The sequence below is a fragment of the Algoriphagus sp. 4150 genome, assembly GCF_031457395.1.
Lineage (GTDB): Bacteria > Bacteroidota > Bacteroidia > Cytophagales > Cyclobacteriaceae > Algoriphagus.
In genome coordinates, this window is the sequence record NZ_JAVDWS010000012.1 from 161,424 (window position 1) to 187,761 (window position 26,338).

General features: G+C 41.6%; 19 protein-coding genes and 1 pseudogene. 6 read left to right on the plus strand and 14 right to left on the minus strand.

Features of this window, described 5'->3' with window-relative positions; all coding sequences use genetic code 11:
* Positions 1 to 258 precede the first annotated feature (258 nt).
* The 11 genes and pseudogenes from J2X69_RS15840 to J2X69_RS15890 all read right to left on the minus strand — a co-directional run bounded on the left by J2X69_RS15840 (position 259) and on the right by J2X69_RS15890 (position 15,058).
* Positions 259 to 1,065: a hypothetical protein gene (locus J2X69_RS15840; protein ID WP_310105294.1), complete on the minus strand. Its 807-nt coding sequence runs from the start codon at positions 1,063 to 1,065 to the stop codon at positions 259 to 261.
* Between the two features lie 795 nt (positions 1,066 to 1,860).
* The gene (locus J2X69_RS15845; RefSeq protein ID WP_310105296.1) at positions 1,861 to 2,289 is read right to left on the minus strand and encodes a hypothetical protein; all 429 of its coding nucleotides are present in this window, start codon (positions 2,287 to 2,289) and stop codon (positions 1,861 to 1,863) included.
* Between the two features lie 657 nt (positions 2,290 to 2,946).
* Complete coding sequence (locus J2X69_RS15850) at positions 2,947 to 3,351, minus strand: hypothetical protein (RefSeq protein ID WP_310105299.1); 405 nt, start codon at positions 3,349 to 3,351, stop codon at positions 2,947 to 2,949.
* A gap of 754 nt (positions 3,352 to 4,105) precedes the next feature.
* A complete protein-coding gene (locus J2X69_RS15855; RefSeq protein WP_310105304.1) occupies positions 4,106 to 4,672 on the minus strand; it encodes a hypothetical protein in 567 nt (188 codons plus the stop codon).
* Positions 4,660 to 5,175: a polymorphic toxin type 44 domain-containing protein gene (locus J2X69_RS15860; RefSeq protein ID WP_310105307.1), complete on the minus strand. Its 516-nt coding sequence runs from the start codon at positions 5,173 to 5,175 to the stop codon at positions 4,660 to 4,662. The genes J2X69_RS15855 and J2X69_RS15860 overlap by 13 nt, the downstream gene beginning before the upstream one ends.
* A 2-nt stretch (positions 5,176 to 5,177) precedes the next feature.
* Positions 5,178 to 5,471: pseudogene (locus J2X69_RS15865) on the minus strand (RHS repeat-associated core domain-containing protein); the annotation flags it as partial.
* Positions 5,472 to 5,527: 56 nt separating this feature from the next.
* On the minus strand, positions 5,528 to 6,211 hold the full coding sequence (locus J2X69_RS15870) for a hypothetical protein (RefSeq protein ID WP_310105311.1): 684 nt from the start codon (positions 6,209 to 6,211) through the stop codon (positions 5,528 to 5,530).
* A gap of 157 nt (positions 6,212 to 6,368) precedes the next feature.
* Positions 6,369 to 6,872, minus strand: coding sequence for a hypothetical protein (locus tag J2X69_RS15875; RefSeq protein ID WP_310105312.1), 504 nt, complete (start codon positions 6,870 to 6,872; stop codon positions 6,369 to 6,371).
* Entirely contained in the window at positions 6,848 to 11,374 is a 4,527-nt protein-coding gene (locus tag J2X69_RS15880; RefSeq protein WP_310105317.1) for a DUF6443 domain-containing protein, read from the minus strand. The genes J2X69_RS15875 and J2X69_RS15880 overlap by 25 nt, the downstream gene beginning before the upstream one ends.
* Positions 11,371 to 11,853, minus strand: coding sequence for a hypothetical protein (locus J2X69_RS15885; RefSeq protein WP_310105319.1), 483 nt, complete (start codon positions 11,851 to 11,853; stop codon positions 11,371 to 11,373). Before J2X69_RS15885 ends, J2X69_RS15880 begins: the two co-directional genes overlap by 4 nt.
* On the minus strand, positions 11,831 to 15,058 hold the full coding sequence (locus J2X69_RS15890) for a hypothetical protein (RefSeq protein WP_310105322.1): 3,228 nt from the start codon (positions 15,056 to 15,058) through the stop codon (positions 11,831 to 11,833). Before J2X69_RS15890 ends, J2X69_RS15885 begins: the two co-directional genes overlap by 23 nt.
* A gap of 1,161 nt (positions 15,059 to 16,219) precedes the next feature.
* On the opposite strand from J2X69_RS15890, the gene J2X69_RS15895 reads away from it, so the two are divergent.
* The 3 genes from J2X69_RS15895 to J2X69_RS15905 all read left to right on the plus strand — a co-directional run bounded on the left by J2X69_RS15895 (position 16,220) and on the right by J2X69_RS15905 (position 17,582).
* Entirely contained in the window at positions 16,220 to 16,534 is a 315-nt protein-coding gene (locus J2X69_RS15895) for a thermonuclease family protein (RefSeq protein ID WP_310105326.1), read from the plus strand.
* Between the two features lie 171 nt (positions 16,535 to 16,705).
* Complete coding sequence (locus tag J2X69_RS15900) at positions 16,706 to 16,918, plus strand: hypothetical protein (protein ID WP_310105328.1); 213 nt, start codon at positions 16,706 to 16,708, stop codon at positions 16,916 to 16,918.
* Between the two features lie 13 nt (positions 16,919 to 16,931).
* The gene (locus J2X69_RS15905; protein WP_310105331.1) at positions 16,932 to 17,582 is read left to right on the plus strand and encodes a hypothetical protein; all 651 of its coding nucleotides are present in this window, start codon (positions 16,932 to 16,934) and stop codon (positions 17,580 to 17,582) included.
* A 917-nt stretch (positions 17,583 to 18,499) separates the two neighbouring features.
* On the opposite strand, the gene J2X69_RS15910 is transcribed toward J2X69_RS15905, so the two are convergent.
* The 3 genes from J2X69_RS15910 to J2X69_RS15920 all read right to left on the minus strand — a co-directional run bounded on the left by J2X69_RS15910 (position 18,500) and on the right by J2X69_RS15920 (position 22,890).
* The gene (locus J2X69_RS15910) at positions 18,500 to 18,928 is read right to left on the minus strand and encodes a hypothetical protein (RefSeq protein ID WP_310105333.1); all 429 of its coding nucleotides are present in this window, start codon (positions 18,926 to 18,928) and stop codon (positions 18,500 to 18,502) included.
* A gap of 83 nt (positions 18,929 to 19,011) precedes the next feature.
* Positions 19,012 to 21,354, minus strand: a complete 2,343-nt coding sequence (locus J2X69_RS15915; protein WP_310105336.1) for a patatin-like phospholipase family protein — start codon at positions 21,352 to 21,354, stop codon at positions 19,012 to 19,014.
* A gap of 114 nt (positions 21,355 to 21,468) precedes the next feature.
* The gene (locus tag J2X69_RS15920; protein ID WP_310105339.1) at positions 21,469 to 22,890 is read right to left on the minus strand and encodes an amidohydrolase; all 1,422 of its coding nucleotides are present in this window, start codon (positions 22,888 to 22,890) and stop codon (positions 21,469 to 21,471) included.
* A 341-nt stretch (positions 22,891 to 23,231) separates the two neighbouring features.
* On the opposite strand from J2X69_RS15920, the gene J2X69_RS15925 reads away from it, so the two are divergent.
* The 3 genes from J2X69_RS15925 to J2X69_RS15935 all read left to right on the plus strand — a co-directional run bounded on the left by J2X69_RS15925 (position 23,232) and on the right by J2X69_RS15935 (position 26,185).
* The gene (locus J2X69_RS15925) at positions 23,232 to 23,615 is read left to right on the plus strand and encodes an HYC_CC_PP family protein (RefSeq protein WP_409014427.1); all 384 of its coding nucleotides are present in this window, start codon (positions 23,232 to 23,234) and stop codon (positions 23,613 to 23,615) included.
* Between the two features lie 190 nt (positions 23,616 to 23,805).
* Positions 23,806 to 26,019, plus strand: coding sequence for a TonB-dependent receptor domain-containing protein (locus J2X69_RS15930; protein ID WP_310105345.1), 2,214 nt, complete (start codon positions 23,806 to 23,808; stop codon positions 26,017 to 26,019).
* A 1-nt stretch (position 26,020) separates the two neighbouring features.
* Positions 26,021 to 26,185: a hypothetical protein gene (locus tag J2X69_RS15935; protein ID WP_310105348.1), complete on the plus strand. Its 165-nt coding sequence runs from the start codon at positions 26,021 to 26,023 to the stop codon at positions 26,183 to 26,185.
* Positions 26,186 to 26,338 lie beyond the last annotated feature (153 nt).

Genomic DNA, 26,338 nt, shown 5'->3' on the forward strand with positions numbered 1-26,338 from the left:
GTTCGTGTCACGAACGGCTCATACAAGTCCAAAACAGCAGAATGAAGACCACTCCATTTCTGCGGAGCAAAACTATGTGGCTACTGTTTTCTATGTGGTTAAAAAAACCAAAATCATCGAAGTCCCCTTAACCATTAGCAGGAGAAGAGGGGTCTGCGAGGGGCACACTTCAAAAACCTAGAATTTTGAAATATTAAAAACTTCAAACACTATAAATCAATTATATTTGCAATATTAAATAGATTCAATAAGTTAATCCTAAATTATTGAACCTAAATTATTGAATCTATCTTTTGCAATTTTTATTATTTGATCTCTTTCCGTGCCAACTGACATAAACAACATCTCATCGATTAATTGCTTTTCTGATTTCATTTTAGGGGTGAAAAATACTTTCAATTCCTTTTCCTTGATTTTTCCCAGAAAGTTAATTTCCCCACTTGTATTTGTCACCAGAAATTCGTTATCATTAAGCCATTTTCCTTTTTCTACAATTTGCGAAATAAATATCTTGTTTGGATGCGTTTTTATTAAGGGAAACACTAAAAAATCATCAATTTCGTTTTTCTGGAATACCATCGAAATCTGAGCACCTGATTCTATAATTTCAACTCTTACACCTGCTTTGAATATTTTACTCTTGGAGTACTTCAAAGAAATCTTATAGTAAACATGGCTAAATTTAGAGTCAATTATTGAATCATATATTCCCTCAAAGACTTCCAAACCCCATCCTAATTTCAATCCCAGCCCGGTTAAGCACTCTTTGATAAACTTTAATATCTCCAGATAAAAATCTTCATCGTTTAAAGTTGATACTTTATTAAAATCATATGTTTTCCTTACGGTTGCTACAGGATCAAGTCCTTTGATTGGCCCTGATAAAAACGCAATTCCAGGCACATCCGTGAGAGAAATTGAAATTTTACGAACACCGCTGAAACTAATTTTTTTATCCCTCAACCACTTATTAAAGTGGTCTGTTATCACATTGGACTTCCTTTGAAAGATCAATGCCAGTTCAGTATTTACTGTTTCAGGTTCTATATTAATTGCTATCCACATACATGCTTTTTACCATGGTTTGGGCTTATGTCGCCTATTAGGGAGCTACGGAGCTTCAGTGCTAAACTAGTTAAAGTTAAGCCAATCCAGAACAGCAGGCACCAGATATTTCTTTGCCTTCCTATATGACTTGAGGCTATTTTCCCTGATACTTTTGAGGCCAAAAGTATCCAAAAGCCATTGCCCGAGGCTATACTTCAAATCGGACTAGCGATCAGGAATATCAAAAGATTGAGGACCGATTTGATTTTTGAGACTTGTCTGCGCCTAAAAATCGGCGGATCTCGCTCCATAGTCGCGAGCTAGCCGATTTTTTTCACGGCTGCGACCGCATCCCAAAAACCGCATATCCTCCATGGCGCCCTCCTTACACTAAACTTAGCTACTAATTCTGAAATATGTAGTGTAAGTGATAAATACAGAAGGTCAAGTAAATACTAATGGAGAGAATTTATTTTGATTCACATCTAAATCTCGTAGAAACGAAACAATGTCGTTGGCATGGCAGATTTGTAACTTATCTTCCATGGCGGAGCCTAGGCTTTCACCCCTACAACCGAAAATCCAAGAGTGATAATACGCTCTTTTGCCCGAAGATAAGCGCAACTCCCCCTTCTGCACATACATTACTATGCAAAATCGTCCTTGTCAAAGGGGGCTAGGGGCATTTTCATAGCCGCCGTTTGTATCACGAACAGCTCATACAAACTCCAAAACAGCTGAATGAGACAACTCCATTTCTGTGGAGTAAACTATGTGGCTATTGTTTTCTATGGGGTTAAAAAAAGAGGAATTTCATATACTTTCCTTCAATTTATTTAAAATCCGTTTTTCAAATTTTTTCTTCTCTTCCTTATTTTCTGAACGGTTAAAGTCTTTATTAATTCTCTTCCATCCCCCTAATTCTGCTCCTTCACCAATCGATACGAAAGCAAGTTTATTCCCTCTAATCCATGTATAAATGATTTTATTTTCTTCCTTATAATAAAACCAAATGTGATACCATAGATCTGTTTTATCCTGGCTTCTACCATCAAATAGTCCAACGTTCTCCGGCACAATATAATCAGGATTATTAACCTTAAACTCGCTTGCAGTTTCAATTAACTTATTTTCAGACACTTCAAATTCATAAATTTCGGCATACGGGTAGCTTCCAGCAGCAAAATCACAAGAATAAAGAAATGAAAACCAAGTTATTAGGAAATAAGACAATCCCTTCATATTAATTATCAGGTCAATTAGAAACACCTTTATTACTTCTATCGTACCACATAATCATTTCAGCATAGCCGTTCGGCTTGGTCAATTTGAAAATTGATTTTGGAATTCCCTCCCAACGTACAATCCAACCTCTCCCTAAAACATCAATTTATATTTCTTTTAGGGTGAGTCACCTTGATATTAATATTTTTCGAACCCTGTTATGCTTTTATTGCTTTCCTGGCATTATTGCGGATATGCCTGAACCGCATGGCAGTACTTCATATCCGCAGAATCATATTTCTCCAACTTTTCATAAATAAAGCCTTGAGAAGACAAGCCCTCAGCATAATTCTCCTTTTTGTGCACGATGGTCTTTAGAACCAGTAATGTCGAATCTCGTTTATTTTGCTTTATAAGGACCTTGGTCAAATTCCCATAAACTAAATAGTAATTTCTATCCAGTTCATTTCCGATCAACTTACCAAAATATCCGTTAATTATGACCTTGGGCCTGAAGAATATGAAATTTAAATTCGGTCAACCAATCAAAAAGACCCAAATAATTCTTTTGAACATAACATCTCAGATAGTTGGCTTATAAATCACACCTCTAGATCAGTCCCCTTCTTTCCTTTAGATGTAATTCAGTTCCCCCAAATTCAAGAATTACCTTAGTTACTCTACAACCACTTTCCAATTCTCATTATTCAGATACTTTTCAGATAATATGTACCTATCATAAATTCCCAAAGAGATCAAGGAATCAACACCATACATTTTTAATGAATCAATTTGAAACACAAATAGGTTCAAGCGATTGTTATTAGTTTTTTTAATACGGAAAGACCATTCTCTTGTACTTCCCATTTCGATCAGCCTTTTACTTTCATCAGGCTTAATACTATTTTGTATATAATATTCTGTTTTGTTTAGTTCAGACAATGTTGGTACGCTATCTAAAAACGTTTCCACTGCTACCTCATGGGGACTTTTATTTTCCACCTCCAGTCTCCCATCATAATAATCACATCCAGATAAAATGATAGTGAAAATTAAACCATACAGTATCTTCAATTTCATAGTCAAAATAGGTTAGATTTAAAACACACCTTTTCAAATTTTATCTCACTTATCATTTAAATTAATAGACTTAGGTGGATATGCTAACATACTAGAATGTTGATTAGGAAATATGGGATAATTTTTCATATCCCAGTTATTTGGCCTTCCAAAATATCCCCCTCTGGGTGTAACCTGATTGCTTGTGGCGACTGGGTGGAATTTGTAATTCCATCCTGGTGTCCAACTCAATTTGCAATTGGCTTTCCTTCCTCCTCCCATCCTCCTCCTGTGAGAGGAGTCTATTGTGAGATTGTGTTCTCTCAGCTAGTGCTTCCACTAGCTGAGAGATTCTCCGGATTTATGCCCGGAAGGATGATAAAAGTTGGCTGTTCTACCTCGCCCCATCCCTCTCCTGAATAGAGAGGGCGCTAGTCAGCGGTAGAATTTTAGCTTTCAGTAACTCAAAGGCTTGAGCAAGAAACGGAAAAAAATGATAGGAAAACATACTATGTATAGGGTATTTTTTGGAGAAATGGGAGAAAAAGTGAAAGAAATGCGGTGTTTCCACAGAGTTTAGAATCGAGTGTAGAAAAACCGGATAGAGTGGTAAGTAAAAACCGATTATTCTATGATCGATATGGCAGGACTCTGGCATATAAAAAAAGAACCTTTTTAACTTTTAACTAGGATGCAAATGCATTACGGATAATTTATATCTTCTACATCAACACATGCTTCTCAGGAAAGACGACGGCTTCCTATTCATTTTTATTTATCTAATTTCTGCCTTTTTTGGAGCAAAAAGCACAAGGTTGAATTCCTGATCCAAAATTTGGAAAGTCTCTTTAAAATAAAGACTCGAAGTATCATGAGGGTTTTCCACAATCATAATTTCTCGCATGTCATTAAATCTATTTTCCTCAGTTCTTCTGTAATTGAAGAGATACCTTCCCATAGGTTTTTCCAGATTTGCTGCATCAATTTTATTTTTGAGAAGATAGGCCATCAGATAAAAGAATTGATTTATCTCATCATCTGTGAAATTCTCAAAAAATATATTCTCACGAACCTTTGGATTGTTAATTGCTCCTTTCAATGGAGCAATCTTCTCAGCACCTAAATAAAGATAACCTTCTCTATCCATAAAGTAGTTGACCATTGTAGTATGAGTAGGAAACTTCTGAAGTAATTGATCCATCTTGGCCAATGAATCAGCTACTGATTTGATGTTATCCTCAAATACTATTTCATTTCGCACGGAATTGCCTTGAAACTGAGTATAGAGCCATACACCACCAAAACATATTACTACTAAAACTCCAAATCCTATCTTTCCCATCTTGGTATAAAATTGTAGCCAAACTTAATATTTCGAGTGTCCTTAGTAGCATCAAAGAACCCTTCCATATTTCTATAATCCGGATTCCCCTGGAACAAAGTTTGATAAATTCCTGCAGCCTTCACAGCATCCCCTAAGGATATTCCAAATACTTTTGCAGCATATCCAAAATTGATGTTTCCAAAATCATCAAAGTCGTATTGTTTTCCTTCAAAGATTGCTTGGCGGCCTATTTCTTCTGCACTGAAACCTTTGCCAGGTTGTTTAATATCAAATGGTGCATTTGTTTTTACCATTTTAGCAAAAAACTTTAATTTTTCAGCCTTCTTATTTCCAGGCACTATAAAATCGGTGTTGTCAAATTTTTCTTTAGCGCTTGTAAAGAATTTTTCAGTCTTACTTAGTTGTTTGTAAAATTTATCTGTTACATCCATGAGCTCTTGGTCCCCCTCATTTCCTAGTTCATTCGCCCCCCTTTTTTGCAGTCCTAAATTCCCCGGCATAATCAACCCCCCATAGTCAACATGCCAGAACTGACCGTTCCATAGCCTACATCAACCAGAACATCCTCTCTTTCCGGTCCCACTTGCCCCTTCGCCACTTCATTTTGCGTAGGCTCCTCACTGTCGCTACGCGTAGGACTGCCCTGAACAGTACTTACGGATCTCGGTGCCATGCCATCCGGATCAATAAACCGCATCGGATTATTGAAGGCATAGTTATATGGTGAATGCCTTCTCATATCTTCGGACAACGGATCAAGTACAAACCATCTTCCTATGGCATGATCATAGAGTCTGGCTACGTAATTGTTGAATTTTTAAAGCCATTTAGCAAAATGACTGCATTGTTCTGTTATACAGTGAGTACTGAACTCTGCAACTTCGCTATTTTCTTATCTTGCTTGTTTACCTCTATTTGTTGTAAAAAACTATATCTATTTGTTATCACTTCCTGCAAACTTTGGAACCATTGACTTACTTCAACACCGCAGGCTTTAAAATGGTTTGTCTCCCAGCTTTTCCTACTTATTTGGTCCAATAAATTTTGTGCCTCAGGGGCACCTATATATAAAGAAATTTTCAGCTTTGCTTCTTCAAGCAATGCTTGCAAATAAGAGTTAGGTGCAGCATTCAATGGCGGGGATTTTGAATAATCATCCAAAACAGACATTAGTTTCGTGAAGGAAACACTTCCATCTAGAGCTAAGGGTATTTGCAACTTCACACATTCTATCACATCCTTAAAGAAAGCACTATGATTTTCAAAGGATATATCCAGTTGAAAACCCTTTTCATTTTTAAAGTCTTTTAAGAGAATGGGATATTCAAGGTTTGCTTTCACATCCTTTTTCCAAAGAGGATATATCACAAAATATGGGCTGTAAGTCTCTGTAAATGGAGATTTTATCAACTCTATCCCAACAAGACAAGGTTCAATAACTTTGTATAACTTATTTTGGTGGAATTCGGAAAATTGACAAAATACATTTAACCATTCTTCAGTGACTTTCTTTTTTACTGTCTTATCTATTGTCATTACTACAAAGGTCTGACTATTTGTATTGAATATCCTGGAAAGCTGTTTGAATATTTTATAAGTCGACTGTTGCTCATTATTGCATCTCCAAACTTAAAATCATTAATCGTTTTAGTCGTAACGTAGATCTCCACTAGATTTTCCCATAATCAGTAACTCATATTAAATCAAACTCCTTATCCGGATCACCAATCCATTTCAGCCCTCCAACTATTTTCTTTTTCTTTGGTTTTTTAGTAAAAACTCCAACTCTATCAGCTTCATTAAACCCCTCTAATTCTTTCATTTTAAATCTTACCTTTCCGTAAATTTGTTCATCATCACCCCCATATCCTAACTCTATTACATAGTTCCCTTGTAAAATTTCACTTAATAGAAATTTTACAATAGTTGATTCATACTCAGGGTACACATATATATCAAAATACTTTGAATTAATATAAAGTCTATCTTCAGTAAGGGAAATATATAAAACAAAATCATTATCTTTTTTTTTTAAAAAAACATCTATACCGAACGTCTGCCCTACTGAACTTTCATTGGATAATTCATTATATATTAACTTACTGAGCAAAAAAGACATGACCCCCCATACCTTTCGTTCAAAAGGCGATAAATATTCTTTAGTAATTTTTTTTAAGGAATCTTGTAATATTTCCATTTTAAGGGATTCAAAGGGATGTGATAATTAAACTTTCCAGGAATTTGAATATTGATATGCGTATTAAATCCATTGTAAGCCTTACCAAGGTAATTTGATGTTGTATTTCGAAAAGGAGCTCGAAATCCCCTATCTAATCTTAGATTAAGATTAAGTTTAGGAAATCGTGCTTGTAAATTAAACACTCTATTACCAGCAGGACTTCTTCCAACTTTTGAGCTAAGTCGAACAATGGTATTATTAAATTTAGGGACTGCAGCAGCAACATCATCTACATAACCAGCTCCCTCTAAAGGCAAAAGCAACAAGGTGTTAATATATCCATACCCAACTCCTACAGCAGTTCTAAAGTCCTGATACCAAATTGAAGAGGTTGGAGGACCAGTATCATAATTCCTTCCAAAAGTGCTATAATTCTGCCCAGAGGCATACCAGTTCTCTGCCGCTCTACCCAATACTCCGCCAAAATCCCTAGGGGCTGATACCGTAAACGTCGGCAATGTCCCTCCTTCAACAACTTGATCCCCTTTACAACAATCTTGATCCGGCCCCACTTGCCCCGTCGCCACTTCATTTTGCGTAGGCTCCTCACTGCCACTGTGCTCAGGACTGCCCTGCACGGTACGTACGGATCTTGGGGCCATCCCATCCGGATCAATAAACCGCATAGGATTGTTGAAGGCATAGTTATATGGTGAATGCCTTCTCATATCTTCGGCCATCGGATCCAGCACAAACCATCTTCCGATAGCAGGGTCATAGAGTCTGGCTCCGTAATCGTAGAGATTTACCCCCAGGTGGCCGTTTGCCTCCATTCCGTTATAAAGATAAGGATTCACCTTGATTCCCCCATACTGGTAGCCGAGACCTGAAAGCTCCACGCCCCAGGGATCATAGTGCGTTTCCTGCACAATTAGCGGCCCAGTGCTCATGATACTGAATTGGTCAAACCATACATCGTCAGAAGTCTCATTGACAAGGTATGTCTCGATATAGCCATCCTTGGTTACAGCGATCTTTTTGATCAGTTCCTCGTGCCTGTTTCTGGCTTTTTTGGATAAAACCACTTTCCCTTGCTCATACAGAGTAGAGTCCGAATCATACAATGCATACCCCATGTAGGCTTCCGGCACGGGCTTCTGCTGCAGGTTGGTAATCACCAAGGCGATCACATTGGCTATGGCGATTTCATTAGGCCCCGCCGCACTGAGGTTTTCTCCGAATTCTGTCAGTTGACTGATCAGCTTCTTATCCATACCTGTACGCGCAAAACTTGCAGGAGACAGTCTTATTTTCTTCGGATCCACATATTTCCCAAAAACCCCCAGCTCCACACTGTCGCCTTTTTGTATTTCCTGTGATCTGGATGGACCGAGAATACGGTTTCTCTCTGCATTCAGCCAAGCTGTGGCATAGCCGCCGGGAGTTTTGTTATGCTCACCTGCACCCTGTCGGGATTCACTGATATTTTGGAAGTACTCTTCCTCTTCGGCTGCATTCTCAGGTTCCATGGTGGCTATTCTGCCTCCGGATATAGGAGCACGGATTACCTGGCGCACATTCCCCAAGTGATCTTTTACAAAGAATTCATACATAAAGGCCGAGTTTTCGTAACTGGCTCTTCCTTCCTCATGGATAAGATAGGCTATTGAATTGTTTTCGAAGACAAGTTCACCGATGTAGTCTATGGTCTTGACAGTGCTTCCATCCGTATTGACCTGCCGAAGCTTCATTCCCTCCGTATCGTACCAATACTCTATTTTCTTGTTTGTACCACTGAATGTAATAGTAGCGGGAAGATTTAAATGGTTGTAAGTAATGGAAGTGATCTCCTTGTCAAGATTTTTGGTCAGGTTGCCGTTTCGGTCGTATTCGTAAACAGCCGAGCTTCTCTCCTTAAAATCCTTTGCCAGGTAGGCAGTCGAAGGTTCGCTATCCGTTACCTGTCCTAGCCTATTGCCGTTTGATATATAACTATAGGATAAATTATCCACCACACCCCATGTGGAGGTGGTCCGCTGATTGGACCGTTGCATGGTGGTAATATTCCCATTCGCATCGTAGTTGATGTTACCCAGATTGTATCTGCCATTTTCCGATGTGGCAGTCGGTACCGTGTATGTGGCGGTTTTGATTCTATTGGCGAGATCATAGGTGTAATTGTACACCCGCTTGACATCATCCTGACCTCTCCATTCTGCCTTTCCGATATTCCCGTTCCAATAACCTGCGGTTCCTCCCGATTCATAGAAAAGCTCCTGCGCAAATACCTTCGAGGTGGCATTGCTGGACTGAGGATCATTGATTTTCTTCAGCCATCCCCTGATATTATAGGTATAGTCGGTCACTGCATCGGCTGCTTCGGGATAGACTTTGGAAGTGAGTTCTCCCAACTGATTATAGCTGTGGGCGGCCAAGGTGACTGTTGGTCCGGAGTTTATTTTATGGGAAATATGGCTCAAGGCTCCCGCTGCATTGTACACATATCCTTCGGTGATGGTATAGGTACTAGGGGAAGTATATTCGGTGATGGTCTCTACCGGTTTGTTTTCAAAATCATTTTTGACGGAGCTTCTGACCGTTCCTCCCAGATGATGTTCTGACAGGGTCTGGTTTACCCTCCCCGACCAATCGTAGAAGATGGCCGTTTCATACCGGGTGTTATCCCCTAGATTTTTTACCAAGGTACCTGTCAGCAAGCCTTTGGTTTTATGGCTGTTGTTGTAATATCCGTCAGGTTTGACATAGGTAAGCGTGGATTTTTTAAACGCATAGTTATCGTAGTAATTTACGGTCAGCACATCGCCTTCCCCATTGCCGTCAGAGGCTCTCGGAAACCCGCCTGCATTGGTGGTTCCCGTTTTACCCGAAGTGGCATTGATTACCGCGTTGTTGGAACCCAATGTGTTAACCAGGGACTGTAACGTAGTCCTGTTTCCCGAGTACGTCACCAAGCCTGTCATTACCTGACGACCCAATGCATCGTATTTTGCAAAAAGCCATTTCCCCTGGGCCATCAACAGGCTGTCTCTGGAGGCCACCAGTCTGTCCTGAAGATCATAGACCATTTCCTCGGGGGCTTTGCCCGGCAGCTTTTTGGTAATCTGCCTTCCCCTGGCATCGTAGGAATACAGGTAATAAAGCCCGTATCGTCTGGTATCAAAGGTAGAACCTGCCCAGTTGTTTATAGATCTTAGCGAACTGATGGCTTTTGGAGGCATGACTACCCGGAGTCTCCCCATCAGATCATACACATAATAGGTACAGAGCCATCCGTCGTGGTGTGTAGAGGGAGTGTTGCCTATTTGTACTTTTTTGAGGATAAGTCTGCCCAGTTTATCTTTATACTCGATTACCCTATGATCATCTTCGTCTTGGGTCTCCATCTTAGACAGGGTCCCCGCGGCAAACAATCCCGAGTTTACCGGCAATCCCGATGAATTCACTGTCCAGATTCTCACCGAATCATTTGCCGCATTTACTTTTTCAAGCAATTCTATCTCATGCCCTACCCAGGGAGTGCCGGGAACGCCCTGCTTTCTCACCCTGTTGAGCGGTGAAGCTTCAAAAGTCTTGTCCGCATATCCCCTGCTATCCGCAAATCGGCCTGTATAATAGGTATTGTGCATAGATTCAGCTGTGGAGCGGAAAAGTCCAAGGCTTGTAGAATTGTCCGGAAATGGGAGGTAATCCCTGTATTGTCTTCCCAAGGCATCGTAGCTTACAGAAGCTATTATATCAGAACCGTCCGCTGATGCTTTGATTGCCACCTGTTGATTGGGTCTTCCCAAGCCATCATAATAGGAAGTGAATTTATAGGAAGCTTTCTGTGAAGTGCTTCTTATGTCAGCGTTTTGGGTAAGTGTATCCCTTCCACTGTATTCCCGAACCCAGTTGAGATTTTCTGCATACAGATTGACCCTTACCGGCATTTTGGAGGTGATGCAGCCCGTAGCTGTATAGCGATAGGCCACATAATAGGTTTTACTTGAAGTTATAACCGGTGTGGGAAAATCTTGCGTACTCTTCAATAAAGTAGTTTGATCGCTGTCATACCATTGGTAAGTAAACCCGGCCGGTGCGGGATTTGCCATTAGGGTTACCTGGCCGCTGGCCAAAAGTGTAACTCCGGGAGCAGACGGTATTACCGAGGGACAGGGATCCCCTACGCTTCCGGTCACCGTGACAAACAGGTAATCATAAAACTCCCCGGTTAAATCCGAATACTCATAGTTAATGACATAGGTACCCGGTGATGGCCAGGTAAAGTAATTAACATTCACAGTTTCTCCCGTAGAGGTTGCGGTGGTGGCCTCCCAGTAATAACTCCCTGCTCCCGGAGCCACCTGACTGGAATTGTTGAAAAATTTCACCTGGAATTGGGCTTGCTCCCCTGCGGGGACAGAAGTGGGGCCGTCAATTTGTACATGGGTAATCACCTGGGAACATACAGGGGATGCCCAACCAAGAAACAGTATCAAAAACAAAAAACAGCTTCTCATAGCTCCATCCTTTTAAGATGAAGTGACTGGGGACCCGTAATTTCAGGAGTCAGCACGAGCCTGTTTTTATTCTGACTGATAGAATAGGCCAGTGATGTCTTGTTGTCCTCCGTTGTAAGCTGAAGGATTCCATCCTTACTGATTTCCCATATCCCCGAGACAATATTCGTCCCGCCCCTCGACACCCAGGATGCCTCAAAATTGCCGTTTTCATGAAAAACATACACCCTAGACTTTATGCTTTCCAACCGGTATCCCTCCTGTTTTTCATTTAGCGGTTTTTTACTGTTCCGCGTTGCCATGACGGACTTTTGCATCTGCACATCCGCATCCATCAACCATACACCGTATAGCATTGCCGGATCAGACCTGTCCTCTGTCTGGGCCAAAAGAACGGAAGGGGTCAGCCAACAAAGAAGCCCGACAATGAAAAGTGATCTAAAAAGCACCATTTCCCTATTTGATGTAGTTGTATTCATAATGCGAAAGAATATGTTTGTCGTTGTTCAGTATGGTTTCCAGTCTGCCCAGTCTGTCGTATTTATAGAACACCCCAAAACTTTTGGTATCCAGCTGTGACCATTGCCCCACACCCGGCAAATAGGTATAGGTAGTCATTTCTGCTGCCAGAGGCTGGATTCTGATTTCATCGATCAGAATATCCGATCCGGAAATGGAAAGTGAGGGAGAGGTGACTTCACGCTCTATAAGCTGCCATGCGGTGGTGAGGTATTCCCAGCCGCCCAGATGGACCCAGGTCTGGGTTCCCGATGGTACCTTGGCCCAAAAGCTCAGCTTAAACTTATTGGATGCCGATGCGCCGGTGACTGTTCTGGTAATGGCACCGTCTGACAGATTGTAGGCATTCCTACCTGTCCTGGCCTCCTCCCAGCGGAGCACTGTTTCCGGTCCGCTATAATTCCAGCCGCCTTTCTCGGAGGTTTCGAATGAGGTATAGGCGATCTGTCCGGCAGTGGCATTTGTAGCTTCGGCTATAGGGTATGCTCCGTCATACCCCCAGATAAATGAAGTCGGAGCCGAATTTGACTTCGTAACCGATGTGATATTGCCGTGGGAATCATAAGTGGAAAAAGTCAGACGCAGCTTATAGCGTGTATCCCTGGTAAGTGCAGAAGTACCGGAAAGCGAAATGGGGGTAAAAGATGCTGCTGCGAGCGGAGAGGCAAGTTCCATAAAATACATAGTACCGGGAACATGGTAGCTTCCCGAGGTTTTGTAGTAAGTCAACTGCCCTTCCACTACATTGGCATTTGCACCGTTTATATCCTGTATTAGGGTATATTGTTCTATAGGCTTCAGGATATTCTTCAGCGTGAGCTGTTTAAGAATATTGGGGTCCCCTGTGTAGGTGGTGGCCGTATCTGTCAACTGAAAAGGATACCGGTAGCGGGTTACCACAACCTCGGGATTTGAACTGGCATGGACCTCCTTTTGTGTAAGTTGGAGGTATGCCGTGTCATAGGTATTAAGCGTGGTGGTAGTATGGGTACCTTCCGGATAAATCAGCGACTCGGTACGGGAGCTTTCCAGATAAATCCCTGTTTGCTGTTCCAAATTTCTAATCTGATAGGTATTTCCGTCTACAGGCAATCCGGCGTCATCTATGCAGGCTGAGGTAAACGGTAGATCATACCCATTGTCTATGAACTTATACGTAGCTTGGCTTACCGCTTCATTTGCGGCTTTTAATATTGTGTATCCTATACTAGTCTCCGAAACATTCTGGCCTGCTGAATTTTGCACCGTTTTTTTGGTAAGCCTTCCCCTGGTCCATGCATTGGAATTTCTATGGGTTTTGTTGGAAAAAGGCACAATCATAAGCATATCAGGATTATAATAATTATTGTCAAACTCATACAGGGTTTTGCCATTGCTTCCATTCACATTTTCATATTCACTTACCTTCTGATATACTACCGGGCTCTCATCATAGCCCACGCCAATGGCAGAATTGGAATAAAACATCCTTACCCGCTCTCTTCGACTACAGGGGCTAGTTCCGCACGAGCTCCGGGATTGTGATTCAGAGTAAAAAAAGAAGAGTCCTTGGGTAAAATTCTTAATCCCCACACCTGATTCATTTTCACCGTACTTGTACTCCTTGGTGTAGTTGGCTGATCCCGTTGTACCGGTAATCCGCTTAATCCGCAAACCGCCTCCGTATTTCACCTCCGAGTCATCCAAATAGCTATGCGGCTCATAATCAAACTCCGTAAATCCCTGTGTGGGGTGGGTGATGCGTTTGAGCATTCCTTCTTTCAGATAGGTGGTATCGCTTTCCCGGATGGCACCGCCAATGTCCATATAGGATAGCCCGGCGGCAGAATTGGGATAGAATTGGATTGTCTGCTTGGGAATCAAACTGCTGTTATTTCCTTTCCCGTTGTAGAAACCAAACCAGTCCCTCCCCGTACTATTAACGGGTTTATCCCATGAAAACGAATTGGTATGATAGCTAAAGGATTGTTTGTTGATCACAGTATTTGCCCCGTCTTTTTCGATAAGTTCATCGAGCTTCAACCGGGAACCTCCCGTAAAATAGCTGTGGACAAAACTGTAGGATTTCAGCAGGGTATAACCATCGCCTGTCTTATCGCCCGTCTTCACGTATATTTCAATGCGTTCAAGCCCATTGAGCTCAGTAAGGTCTTGTCTTTTTTCGTCGCTTGCTACAAATTTTACCTTCCCTGTTTTGTATCTGATTTCATCAATCCCATAACTGCCGGTAGATGAGTACATGTTAATATTCTGCTGGATATATGCCTGACTCCTGCAGGGGAGAGCACTGGGATTGTCGGTATTACATTGATCAATCACTGTAACATTATGCTCTATATCCACCAAATTCTGCGATCCTAAAGGCTTATAGGTGATTTCCACCTTGTCATCGGAGTTGGGAGCAAAAATTTCAGTCAGATGCCATGCCGTTCTGCCACTCACATAAACTCCCCCTGCCCCATTAAAACTTGTGTTTTCGGTGTAATTCGATCCGGATGAATTTTGTCCGAACCGGTATCTTATCCCATCGTCGTCCGTAATATCAAAATAGTTCAAGCCTGTGGTAAATCCTATATTTACAGGATTTTGGGGAAAAAGATAGGGAGCCTCGCCTTTCTGCCTGAGGTAAAATTTGCCACTTTTCCCGGGAAAGGTATAAGAGAATATATCCGCTTCACGGTCACTGCCGGACAAACTTAACTTTTTATATGCCCAGTTCGCCTTATCTTTAACTACATCCCCCGTACAATAATTTCCAACATCGTAATTATTCTCTCCTGAATAAAAAGATGTCTCATCAGTTATATTTTTAATTTGTCTTGTCACCTGTCCTCCCGCCAAAACCGACCAGCCTAACCCCGCCCAGCTGGCCTGATCCGTATATTTAATGCCGGAAGCGTGGTAACTGAGTGATATTGGAATTTTAATCGGACCTGCCTCTACCGTATAAATGGGTATTGAGATATTCGGCAATCCCGTATATAAGTTGACATCATAGTTTCCATAGCGTTCAATTGCCGCAACATTGGGGGATTTTTGAATTGGTCTTGGGAAATTTTCACTTACCTGACTCTGAACAGGTGTCTGAGCTTGGGTCGTTGTAAAAAAACCAATGAAAAAGCAATGAAAAATAAGGAGCGATCTGAGTAAAAGTTTTGTATCCATGGCAGACGGTTTAATTGGGATTAACCCAAAAGAACAAAAATCAGAAGTTCCAAAAAATACCCTATATATGGTATTTTTTATTTGAAAAAAATAGATATACGGAATTTTATTCTGTTATAAAATCATTTTAAAGAATATTGAAAAACATTTTCATGTATTTATCAAGAAAATGAACTACTTAAAAATAAAGGAATTCCCTCTGTTTTATCAATTGTTAGTTTTATCCTGTTTCTTTGATTTATACCAAAAATAAATAGGATGATGTAAATTTAATCCTATGCTGAATCAAATAATTTATGTAAAAATTTTTAGTATTTTTTACTAAAAATAAATTTTTGCTAAAAAAGACAATAAAAAAGGTTTTTTTAAAGTATCACTGACTTTCATAGCCGCCGTTCGTGTCATCACAAACAGTTATAGCTAATTCGGAACTGCAAAATAAAGACCACTCCATTTCTGGGGAGCAAAACTATGTGGCTACTGTTTTCTATGCGGTTAAAAAAACAAAAATCTCGGAGGTCTCTCAGAACTTAACCATTAGCAGGAGAGAGCGGTCTGTGATGACACAGACCACAGCGGCAAACGGTCTTTCAAAAATTTCTTTACTAGCTTCTTTGCTTTCTTTATGACTTTGCGGTGAAGACCATCGCTACACCCACTCCGCCGTTCGTGTCACCAACGGCCCACACAAGTCCAAAACAGCTGAATAAGACTTCTCCATTTCTGGGGAGCAAAACTATGTGGCTACTGTTTTCTATGCGGTTAAAAAATCCAACATCTTCGAAGTCTCTCAGATCTTAACCATTAGCAGGAGAAGAGGGGGCTGTGATAAAGTAGACCACGGCGGCAAACGGTCTTTCAAAAATTCCTTTACGCGCTTCTTTGCTTTCTTTATGGCTTTTGTGGTGAAGATCATGGCTTCACCCGCTCCGCCGTTTGTGTCATCACCAACGGCTATAGCTAATTTGGAACTGCAGTCAGAAGACTGGCACTAGATAAGGCAGATGATCATAACCAACCTCTTTGCAGTAGATGTTTTTCTGAAAAGTTACCCTGAAGGAGTAAAACTTTAATAACCCCGCCTCTGCGGATAAGCACAGGTGGGCAAGCGACACGAAGTAAAAGGTCTTCCCATCGTATTATCTACAATATAAGCTTGTCATGGGGAAATTTCTTCTAGTTTTCATTTTCTTATTCTCAACCTCCTTACTCTTAGCACAGGAGCGACATGGCCCATATAAGATTCATAAGTTCGTGGATGGAGATACTTTTTGGGTGAAGATGGGTGTAGGAAGGACTGAGGATACCCGTCTAATTGGAGTTGATACCCCTGAAGTGAGATGGGAAGGGTTGACGGAAGAGCAGCCCGGTGTGAAAGAAGCCTCTGAATATGTGAAGAATCTGCTGAAGGGCAAGAAGGTACTGCCGGAATATGATGTTCAGGAATATGATCGCTATGGTCGGACTCTCGCTTAAGTGTATCTGGAGGATAGTGCTTTTCTAAATGCACATCTGCTGGGACTGGCAAGATTGGCGACCTATCCTCCGAATGTGAGGTATGTGGAATACTATACCAAGAACGGGAAGAGGGTGGTTTGAAAAAATCTGCAGGAAATGAAAAAATGAACCAGTTTTTGTTAAATTCGATTGATAAAGAAAAAGGAGGATGCTATGAGTGACAAGGATTTTGCGAAATTGATGGAGATTGCCAAAGAAAGTGTTGAAGCGGCAAAGACCATGACCAAAAAAGAAGCTATTGCTTCTTTGAACCGCGCAGGTATTGTGACTAAAAAGGGCGAATTCAACAGACATTACAAAGTACTCAAAGACTTTTCAAAAGGAAAAAAACAACAAGATTGACTAACTTTTCTAGATGTATGATGTAAGACCTAATTTTATCATTGGATTTCATGGGTGCGAGAAGTCTGATAGAGACAAATTGATTAATCATCCGAATGAAATACTCATTTCGAAAAACCCATACGACTGGCTAGGGAATGGAATGTATTTTTGGGAGAATAATTACGCACGAGCCTTGCTTTGGGCAAAAGAAAAAAAGAAAAATGGCAAGATAAAAAACCCATCTGTTCTTGGGGCAGTAATTCATTTGGGTTATTGTTGTGATTTTTTAGATTCCAAATACATTCACTTAATTCAATATTACTATACTTCCTTTAAGGATCTTTCTGAAATTCTAGGGGACGAACTGCCCAAAAACAAAGACGTCCCCAGTGACCCCAATAGAGATATGCTTTTGAGAAACCTTGATTGCGCTGTAATTGAACATATGCATCAAAGGATTTTAGAAAACTGGAAAAAGGAAATTGAAAAGAATGGGAATAGCAGCATTCGAAACTTTGACACAACCAGGGGTGTCTTTACAGAAGGAGGACCTGCTTTTGAAGGAGCAGGGCTTTTTGAAAAAAGCCACATTCAAGTCTGTGTCAGGAACTCAAACTGTATCAAAGGATTTTTTATTCCTAGGGATGAAGTGTTTTTTCCACAGGTGAACTCGACCTCTTAACTATATTTGAGGACTTCCCAAGGAACTCACCAACGGCTCACACAAGTCCAAAACAGCAGAATCAAGACAACTCCATTTCTGGGGAGCAAAACTATGTAGCTACTGTTTTCTATGCGGTTAAAAAACCAAAAATCATCGAAGTCAATCAGAACTTAACCATTAGCAGGAGAAGAGGGGGCTGTGAGGACACAGACCACGGCGGCAAACGGTCTTTCGAAAATTCCTTTACGCGCTTCTTTGCTTTCTTTATGACTTTGTGGTGAAGACCATCGCTACACCCGCTCTCATACAAGTCCAAAACAGCAGAATGAAGACGACTCCATTTCTGCGGAGCAAAACTATGTGGCTATTGTTTCCTATGTGGTTCAAAAAACAAAAATCTCGGAGGTCTTCAGATCTTAACTATCAGCAAGAGAGAGGGATCTGTGATGACACACACCACGACGGCAGACGATCCTTTCAAAAATCCCTTTAAGTGCTTCTTTGCTTTCTTTATGACTTTGTGGTGAAGATCATGGCTGCACCCGTACCACCGTTCGTGTCACCAACGACCCTCACAAGTCCAAAACAGCAGCATAAAGACTTCTCCATTTCTGCGGAGCAAAACTATGTGGCTATTGTTTCCTATGCGGTTAAAAAATCAAAAATCCCTTTACGTGCTTCTTCTTTGTTTTCTTTATGACTTTGTGGTGAAGGCCACCGCTACACCCGCTCCGCCGTCCGTGTCACCAACGGCCCTCACAAGTCCAAAACAGCTGAATGAAGACCTCTCCATTTCTGCGGAGCAAAACTATGTGGCTACTGTTTTCTATGCGGTAAAAAAACAAAATCTTCGAGGTCCCTAAGAACTTAACCATTAGCAGGACAAGAGGGGGCTGTGATTACACAGTCCACGGCGGCAAAAACATGGTATGACTTTAAAAGGTTACATCTATATAATTTCTCTGTTTTCTAGGCATATGCAAATACCTTCTGATAAATTCTTCTTGAAAATTCTCAAAGGCTAAGCTATCATTCCATGATTCAAAAATTGATTCCTTAAGAGACAATTTATACAATATAAATTTTTCCTCTTGGTTACTTAACACCAAACTAGTATCAGTTGCTTCTACAGCCCACTTTTTCTCCCCAATACAAATTGAATCAGAATAGAGAGTATATTTATATGGAAATGGCCCATAATCCTCATGATTAACTACCCATTCATGCTCATTAACATATAGCTCAAAGTAGATTGAATCATCTTCAATTGACCACCAATTTCCAATAACTTGATTTGAAGATATTTTCTTCGAACATCCAAGTAAAATCAAAACACATAAAGCAAAATACATTTTACTTATCATAGTCCCATGATATATAAATGTCGTAGTATCCCAATAATACTTTTCTTTCATCAAAGCAGCCTCTAGTCCTTAAGCAATATAGATTACCGATCTGAATAGTTAAAAGAAAATCCTATGGAGATATAGCCTCTCAGCACCCGATCCTTGTTATTCCCGCCAAATCCCGCGGTAATGGGCCCCACTATCGACTGATAGGATATATCCATTCCATACCCCAAGTAACTTGCCTGTTGATTGATCTCTGTAAAAAAGTCCGGATCGGTAAATGGAATCTGCCCGCTATAGCCCAAAAAATTCCCTCCTGCTCTTACATATATTTTCTTGAATGGGATGTATTGTAATTCAGCACCAAATTTTACGAAATTGGGAGTCTGAACTTCCGCATAGTTTAATCCCCAAAACCGGGTGTCATTGAACCGGACGTTCTGATAGCCGCCGACCAAGAATTCATTGAAAACCTTGGAATCATCTTCTGAAGAAAGTGTCAAACCTGCCACCACATCCGGATGAAACTGGAGTTTGGAGTTAAACCTTAAAAATTTAGAATACTTCGCGTAGACCGAGAAGTACGAATTCGGGACTAACTCCTTCACGTAGGAATTAAATACACTCACAGGCAAAGACAGACTCTCCCCTCCTATGTTAAAAGATACGGTATCCACACCTGATTGAAGATTAATTGCCAACCAGTTTTTAACATGCAGTGTTCCCTCCAATAAAGCTTCTGCTCCTGTTGTAGGATAATTCCGGTCGTTTTGTGAGTTTCGGTAATATTTAAACCGGCTCCCAAAATACGCCTGACGGCCATTTTTGATATCATCAAAGGAACCGGAAAATGATTTGAATTTTGAAGTAGATGCATCAAAAATCCCTCCAATAGAGAATGACTCCTTCAGCGAATTGGTGGAAATCATCTGGGCTTCAATACGGGAATTTCGACCAATCTGAATATCGGCTTCTCTTCCCCCTATATAATTTGGAAGCTCCTGCTTTAGAAAATTCATCCGGAAATTGAACGCAAATTTCTTTTTCGTACCCGTGTATTTGTAATAGTCCACCCTGAACTTCGGGTTGTCGGAAATATCTGCAAGAAGGATGGTTCGTGAGTTCCGTCCGATCACCTCCCTTGCCGTCAAATTCAACAAGATCCCTGCTGAAAACTGATCATCGTAATGTATAGAAGTACTCAATAAAGTACTGGGCTTTTCCTTGATCCTAACGAGTAGTGCATACCTATTGATTGCAATTTCCGTAAGCCGGTAATCCACTTTGTAAAAACCGTTCATGCCGTATATACTATGCACAGCAGTCTCCAGCTCATCACGGTTTACATAGTCTCCCTCATTAATATTCAGTTTTGAACGGACCAAATCAGTAGAAAAAAGGTGATTACCCAAAATCTCAATTTTATCGATCCGGATGGAATCAGTATGGAATGTTATACCTGCGACAATATCATTTCTGCCTAGGCTATCAGCCAGCTGCCTGAACCGGTCAACGTACTTTTCTCCCGCTTTAGTCCCAAGCTCCAAAATCTCATTAAATGAGCTAAAACTACCGGTAGTATAATCTCCAAGATCCGGCTTGATGTAGATATCTGTTGCCTCAATATTATCCCTGGTAATGCTCAGCGACGGTGCCATAGCAAGCTGCATCAGAATACCGCCAAAGCCACCCAATTGGTCTACTTCCTTGAAGTCCTCAAAGCTTACGTTTACTCCAATCACAACATCAGCTCCCATCTGTCTCACTATATCCACCGGGAAATTATTGACCACTCCCCCATCTACCACAGAGGTGCTGTCCAACTCAAATGCGGTAAAAACTGTAGGAATGGCAATACTGGACCGCAGAGCATCCTGCAGATATCCCCGATCAAAAATCACAGGTTGTCCAGTGCGGATATCCGTAGCTACGCAGCGAAAGGGAATCGGAAAATCATCGAAAGTCCGGTAGGAATTAGCAGGCCAGGTGAAATAATGTAGAATATCTGAAAGCACCTGTCCTTGGATCAAACCCGATGGAAAAGCTACTTTCCCTTCTACTATTGGGAATTCGAGCAAATAGCGGTTGTAATACTCCTTTTCCTCAAATGCGATTTTCTTGAAATTCACTCTATTGGAAATCAACAGTCCCCAATCGATCCCACCTATGATTTCCTCAAGTTCCGCTGCACTGTATCCCAAAGAGTAAAGTCCTCCCACTACAGCCCCCATGCTTGTCCCCACGATGTAATCCGGCTTCAGACCGGCCTTTTCCATAGCCTTAAGTATGCCTACATGCGCTATTCCCTTGGCTCCTCCTCCACTGAGTACCAATCCTATTTTTGCCTGCTCAGCCGGAGGCTTGGGAGTGAAGCTGGTCTGTGAAAAGGCTTGCTGACAAACCCAGAAAACAAAACATAGGAAAGTGAGGTTTCTAAGCATTTTAATAGAAATAACTACTGCTTAAAACTGGCTATATTTTTTCAATTGTTCCCACTTTTTACTAAAAACCGAAGAAAACTAAAAAGGACAGCCAAAGAGCTATCCTTTTTAGTTTTAATTCTTCCTATAGTCCAATGGCGGTTCCCTATCACCCGTCAGTGCTTCATAGCTAAAGTCCTCTCCCCTTCGTTCATTCAATTCAGCCAATGCTTTTCCAGTAACCTCCGGATCATTAAATATATCAATCGCAGTCAAAGTCAAGGTTTTTGCCGCTACCATCATTCCTTTCTGACCTATGCCGGTCCCTCCGGCAGCCACTGCCTGCCAAGTATGTGCAGATGTACCCGGTACCCATGTGGCCGAACTCATGCCGGCTGTAGGCACGAGCCAGCTTACATCCCCCACGTCTGTAGAGCCTCCTGTTCCTTTTTCCACCACTTTAAAGGGATTGATTTTGGCAGCATCTTCTACTGAAGCTTTCACAGAATAGGTTTTCATGATCTCCTCCGCAAACTTTCTTTCCTCAGAATCATATTCTACCCCGCCCACTTTCTCCAGATTCTTATACATGATTTTTCCCAAGGTTTCATTTGGCAATAAATTATAAAGCCCGTGTATTACTTCATATTTCATTTCCGTATTGGTCCCCATGGCTGCACCTTCAGCAGCTTTCACTACTCTTTCGAAAATTGATTTCACGTTGGCCACATCCGGGTTTCTCACATAATAAAACACTTCAGCAAAAGCCGGAACTACGTTTGGAGCTTCTCCTCCACTGGTAATCACATAATGAATTCTCGTCTCCTGTGGCACATGCTCTCTCATCATATTCACCATATAATTCATAGATTCCACTCCGTCCAGAGCAGATCTTCCCCGCTCCGGAGACATGGCTGCATGAGATGCTTCCCCATAAAATCTAAACTTTGCTGACTTGTTTGCCAACGAGGAAGTTGCACTTGCATCATTTTGACTGGACGGATGCCAATGCAATACAGCGTCTACATCGTCAAGCAATCCCGCTTTGGCCATGTAGACTTTACCCGCTCCGCCCTCTTCGGCCGGTGTTCCATACACTCTGATAGTTCCTTGTGTCCCGGAAGACTCCAGCCATTCCTTAGTGGTAATTCCTGCGGCCACTGATGCCGCTCCAAACAAGTGGTGTCCACACGCATGTCCGGGCCCTCCTTCTACGACAGGATCTTTGAACGGTACTGCTTTTTGGGAAACTCCCGGTAATGCATCAAATTCAGCAAGGATCGCAATAATGGGTTTGCCGGATCCATACTCTGCCACAAATGCCGTTGGAATATCAGCTACACCTGCCTTGACTGTGAAACCGGCATCTGTCAGTGTCTTTTGAAGCAGCGCGGAACTTTCAATTTCAAGATAGCCTAGCTCGGGGTTTGACCAGATTTGCATGGCGATGCTTCCATAAAAATCTGCTTTGCTGTCAAGTGCTGAGAGAATTTCCTGCTCTTGAGCATGGACTCCAACAGTGATAAATAGACAAATCAATAAATAAAGATTCTTCATAAAGTAACAATAGGTTGATGGCGACTTTTAAATTACATAATGTGAAACAACTTCCAATTAAATTTTAAGAAAATGAAACAGGGATCCTTATATTTTAATAAAACCGCAATTTTCAGAAACAATCCAAGAAATTATTGAAGCAAAAAATTGACGTATATCCCCCTGTCTGGGCAAAACACATAACCTTTCTTCGTCTTGTTTGAAATCAAATGGTGGAACCTTCACGCCCTAAGCCCTTCGAATAATCAGACATTCTGAAATTCAGTAAACCTACCGTCCCACTTCCCGTAAAGAATGTAGGTTTTTCTATTTCAAATGAATTTCCGACCTTTACCGATACAATGAAATCAATCATCTCATCCTTAATGCTCCTATTTTTCCTGACAGGTCAGGTAAATTTGACCTTGGCGGCGCATTATTGTGGAGATGAATTGAAAAGCACAGAGGTCAGCGTAGCTCCCGGGAAAACGGATTGCTGCGGGACAAACGCAAGTAAAACTTCTGATCCGGACTGCTGTTCGGACGAGTACACCTCCTCTGAGTCAGATGATTATTTTGGAAAAGCTCAATTCCAAGTCCAGCTTTCCCCGGAATTTGTGTTGGCTTACGTACTTACGTTTCCGGGCATTCAACTTGAAGCTGTTCAGATTTCCAATCCCGAATATCTTTTCCCCGATCGGCCAATTCCCGATCTGAACATACTCCACCAAACCTTCCTCATTTAAGAATTGCTTGATCTTTTACCCGTCTTAGACGGGCTGTAATCTATTTTACACACAAGTTTACACACAAGCAATTATTTATGAAATCGAGCATGACTCAGAACATCTCACACTGGGATGATTATTTGCCTTGCGAGATTCCATAGCCTGCCCCGATCTATCGGGGTGGCTCTAAAAAAGAAATCACAAACACATGAAATCAATAATCCTATTAATAGGATGCCTGATAGCACCGGCGATTCTATTTGCCCAAAAACCAATAAAAGGGCAGGTGAAATCAGCATCCAATGAGCCTCTAATCGGCGCTAGCATTAAACTTCTGGACAAGCCGCAAGGAACTGTCACCGATACAGAGGGTCACTTCTTACTGGAAAATGTACTGCAAGCAGACCGTTTAATCATTTCCTATCTTGGCTATGAAGCGGATACATTAACTCCTGTTTTTGATCAGGCGATGGTAATCACACTTCAGGAAAGTGGTGAATCACTGGAGCAAGTCACTATCCGGGCTAGATCAGAGTCCGTGGTAGACGAAGCTCCTTTTCTCAGTATTCTTATTACCGAAAGCGAACTTCAAAAAGCCGCCTGCTGCAATCTTTCCGAGAGTTTTGAGACGAATGCTTCGGTTGATGTCTCCTATGCAGATGCTGTCACGGGCACCAAAATGATCCAAATGATGGGGCTGGATGGCCGCTATGTACTGATCAGCAGAGAAGGAATCCCCAATATCCGGGGCTTGAATTCCCGACTCGGTCTTACCTATGTCCCTGGAACCTGGATTCAATCCATTGATGTAGGCAAAGGCGCCGGGACTGTCATCAATGGCTACGAGTCCATGACAGGCCAGATCAATGTGGAGCTTTTCAAACCGGAAACCATGGACAAATGGTATCTCAATGCCTACCTCAATTCCTTTGGCAGGCTGGAAATCAACGCAAATCACCAGATTCCCATCAATGAAAAATGGAGCTCTGGGGTGTTGTTTCACGCCAGCCAAATGGGTACGGAAATCGACGGAAATGACGATGGTTTTATGGATTTGCCGAAAGCAAGACAGCTGAACTTCCTGAATCGCTACAAGTATGAGGGAGATCGGCTGATGGCTCAGATAGGCGTAAATCTATTTATGTCTGACAATGCAGGAGGGCAAAAAGGATTTGGCTTCAACAGCGATCTGTACACAAGTAGCATGTATGGCTATCAAATGGATACCCGAAAAGCAGAAGTATTTGGCAAACTGGGGATGATCTATCCCGATAAGCCTACCCAAAGTTGGGGCTTCCAGTATTCTCTTTCCTATCAAGACTTCAATGGAGGAGCAGGAAGAAGAATTTATAGCGGTATTGAAAAAACAGCGTATGGGAATTTCATTTACCAGAATATCTTAGGTTCAAGCTTTCACCAATACAAAACCGGAGCTAGCTTTCTTTATGATGATTTTGAGGAAACTTTCAATTCCAACAGTGCTACCGGTCTGGATACAGCTATGTATAGGACGGAAAAAGTGCCCGGTGTTTTCTTCGAGTATAATTTCATCCCAAACGACCAAATTACAGTAGTAGCGGGAGCAAGAACGGATTTTCACAATCTTTTCGGCACCTATTTCACTCCCAGAGTCCATGCTCGGTGGGAATTTGTCCCTAACTGGACGGTAAGGGGTTCTGTAGGGAAAGGCTATCGCACGCCAAATGCCTTAATGGAAAACAGTATGATCTGGGTTTCTTCCAGGGATATTATTTTCAATGCTGTACTTCAACCGGAAGTGAGCTGGAACACAGGAGTCAGTCTCGCTGCAAATTTGTCGATTAAGGATAAACCACTTAGTCTGGTAACGGATTATTTCTACACCACTTTCGAAAATCAACTTGTATATGATCAAGATGTAAGTTCATCATTACTGGTGATCAATAATCTGCAAAACGGCTCATTTGCCCGCAGCTTTCAGGTAGAAGCCAGCTATCTATTGACTGAAAAACTGGATATTAAAGCAGCCTATAAGCATTATGAAAATCTCATGACGACCAACGGTATCTTACAGCAAGTTCCTTATCAAAGTCAAGACCGCTTCTTCATGAATTTGGCCTATGCTACCAATTACGATAAGTGGAAGGCAGACCTGACTGTAAACTGGAATGGCCCTATGCGTCTGCCGGACACCGGTGACAGTCCTATGGAATATCAGTTAGCAGAAAAATCACCGGATTTCTTTATGGTGAATGCACAGGTCAGCCGGGGATTTCGCTGGGGCAGCATCTACTTGGGTGGAGAGAACATTCTGAACTTCAAACAATCCAATCCTATCATAGACTCCCAAAATCCTTTCGGCCAAAATTTCGACGCTTCCATGACTTGGGGGCCAATAGCAGGAAGAGTAATGTACACAGGAATCAGGTATAAAATCAACTAGTATGATTATCCGCAATGATGCCAGTAGCGTTATTTCTTTGGTTCGCTTGCTGGAAGACCGAAGACGGGTGACCGATGTACCCTCAATGCTAAAGTTTACCAAATCCTATGATGCTTTTATTGCTTTAATGGCAGAAAAGCGGATATACATATATAAAATCAACTAACAAACAGATGAAATCGAGCATGACTCAAGAGTCACACGGAGGAATGATTATCTGTGAAGCGAGATTCCATCTGACCTCTTAAAACAAAATATAAACAGATGAAATATCCATGACGGGAGCGCGACACACAGGGGCATGATTATAAATCCCGGC

What these genes read in the sequence shown, in the direction of transcription:
- J2X69_RS15840 (WP_310105294.1), bottom strand. Translation starts at nt 1,065, where the DNA reads ATGTGGATAGCAATTAATATAGAACCTGAAACAGTAAATACTGAACTG.
- J2X69_RS15845 (WP_310105296.1), bottom strand. Translation starts at nt 2,289, where the DNA reads ATGAAGGGATTGTCTTATTTCCTAATAACTTGGTTTTCATTTCTTTAT.
- J2X69_RS15850 (WP_310105299.1), bottom strand. Translation starts at nt 3,351, where the DNA reads ATGAAATTGAAGATACTGTATGGTTTAATTTTCACTATCATTTTATCT.
- J2X69_RS15855 (WP_310105304.1), bottom strand. Translation starts at nt 4,672, where the DNA reads ATGGGAAAGATAGGATTTGGAGTTTTAGTAGTAATATGTTTTGGTGGT.
- J2X69_RS15860 (WP_310105307.1), bottom strand. Translation starts at nt 5,175, where the DNA reads ATGCCGGGGAATTTAGGACTGCAAAAAAGGGGGGCGAATGAACTAGGA.
- J2X69_RS15870 (WP_310105311.1), bottom strand. Translation starts at nt 6,211, where the DNA reads ATGACAATAGATAAGACAGTAAAAAAGAAAGTCACTGAAGAATGGTTA.
- J2X69_RS15875 (WP_310105312.1), bottom strand. Translation starts at nt 6,872, where the DNA reads ATGGAAATATTACAAGATTCCTTAAAAAAAATTACTAAAGAATATTTA.
- J2X69_RS15880 (WP_310105317.1), bottom strand. Translation starts at nt 11,374, where the DNA reads ATGAGAAGCTGTTTTTTGTTTTTGATACTGTTTCTTGGTTGGGCATCC.
- J2X69_RS15885 (WP_310105319.1), bottom strand. Translation starts at nt 11,853, where the DNA reads ATGAATACAACTACATCAAATAGGGAAATGGTGCTTTTTAGATCACTT.
- J2X69_RS15890 (WP_310105322.1), bottom strand. Translation starts at nt 15,058, where the DNA reads ATGGATACAAAACTTTTACTCAGATCGCTCCTTATTTTTCATTGCTTT.
- J2X69_RS15895 (WP_310105326.1), top strand. Translation starts at nt 16,220, where the DNA reads ATGGGGAAATTTCTTCTAGTTTTCATTTTCTTATTCTCAACCTCCTTA.
- J2X69_RS15905 (WP_310105331.1), top strand. Translation starts at nt 16,932, where the DNA reads ATGTATGATGTAAGACCTAATTTTATCATTGGATTTCATGGGTGCGAG.
- J2X69_RS15910 (WP_310105333.1), bottom strand. Translation starts at nt 18,928, where the DNA reads ATGATAAGTAAAATGTATTTTGCTTTATGTGTTTTGATTTTACTTGGA.
- J2X69_RS15915 (WP_310105336.1), bottom strand. Translation starts at nt 21,354, where the DNA reads ATGCTTAGAAACCTCACTTTCCTATGTTTTGTTTTCTGGGTTTGTCAG.
- J2X69_RS15920 (WP_310105339.1), bottom strand. Translation starts at nt 22,890, where the DNA reads ATGAAGAATCTTTATTTATTGATTTGTCTATTTATCACTGTTGGAGTC.
- J2X69_RS15925 (WP_409014427.1), top strand. Translation starts at nt 23,232, where the DNA reads ATGAAATCAATCATCTCATCCTTAATGCTCCTATTTTTCCTGACAGGT.
- J2X69_RS15930 (WP_310105345.1), top strand. Translation starts at nt 23,806, where the DNA reads ATGAAATCAATAATCCTATTAATAGGATGCCTGATAGCACCGGCGATT.
- J2X69_RS15935 (WP_310105348.1), top strand. Translation starts at nt 26,021, where the DNA reads ATGATTATCCGCAATGATGCCAGTAGCGTTATTTCTTTGGTTCGCTTG.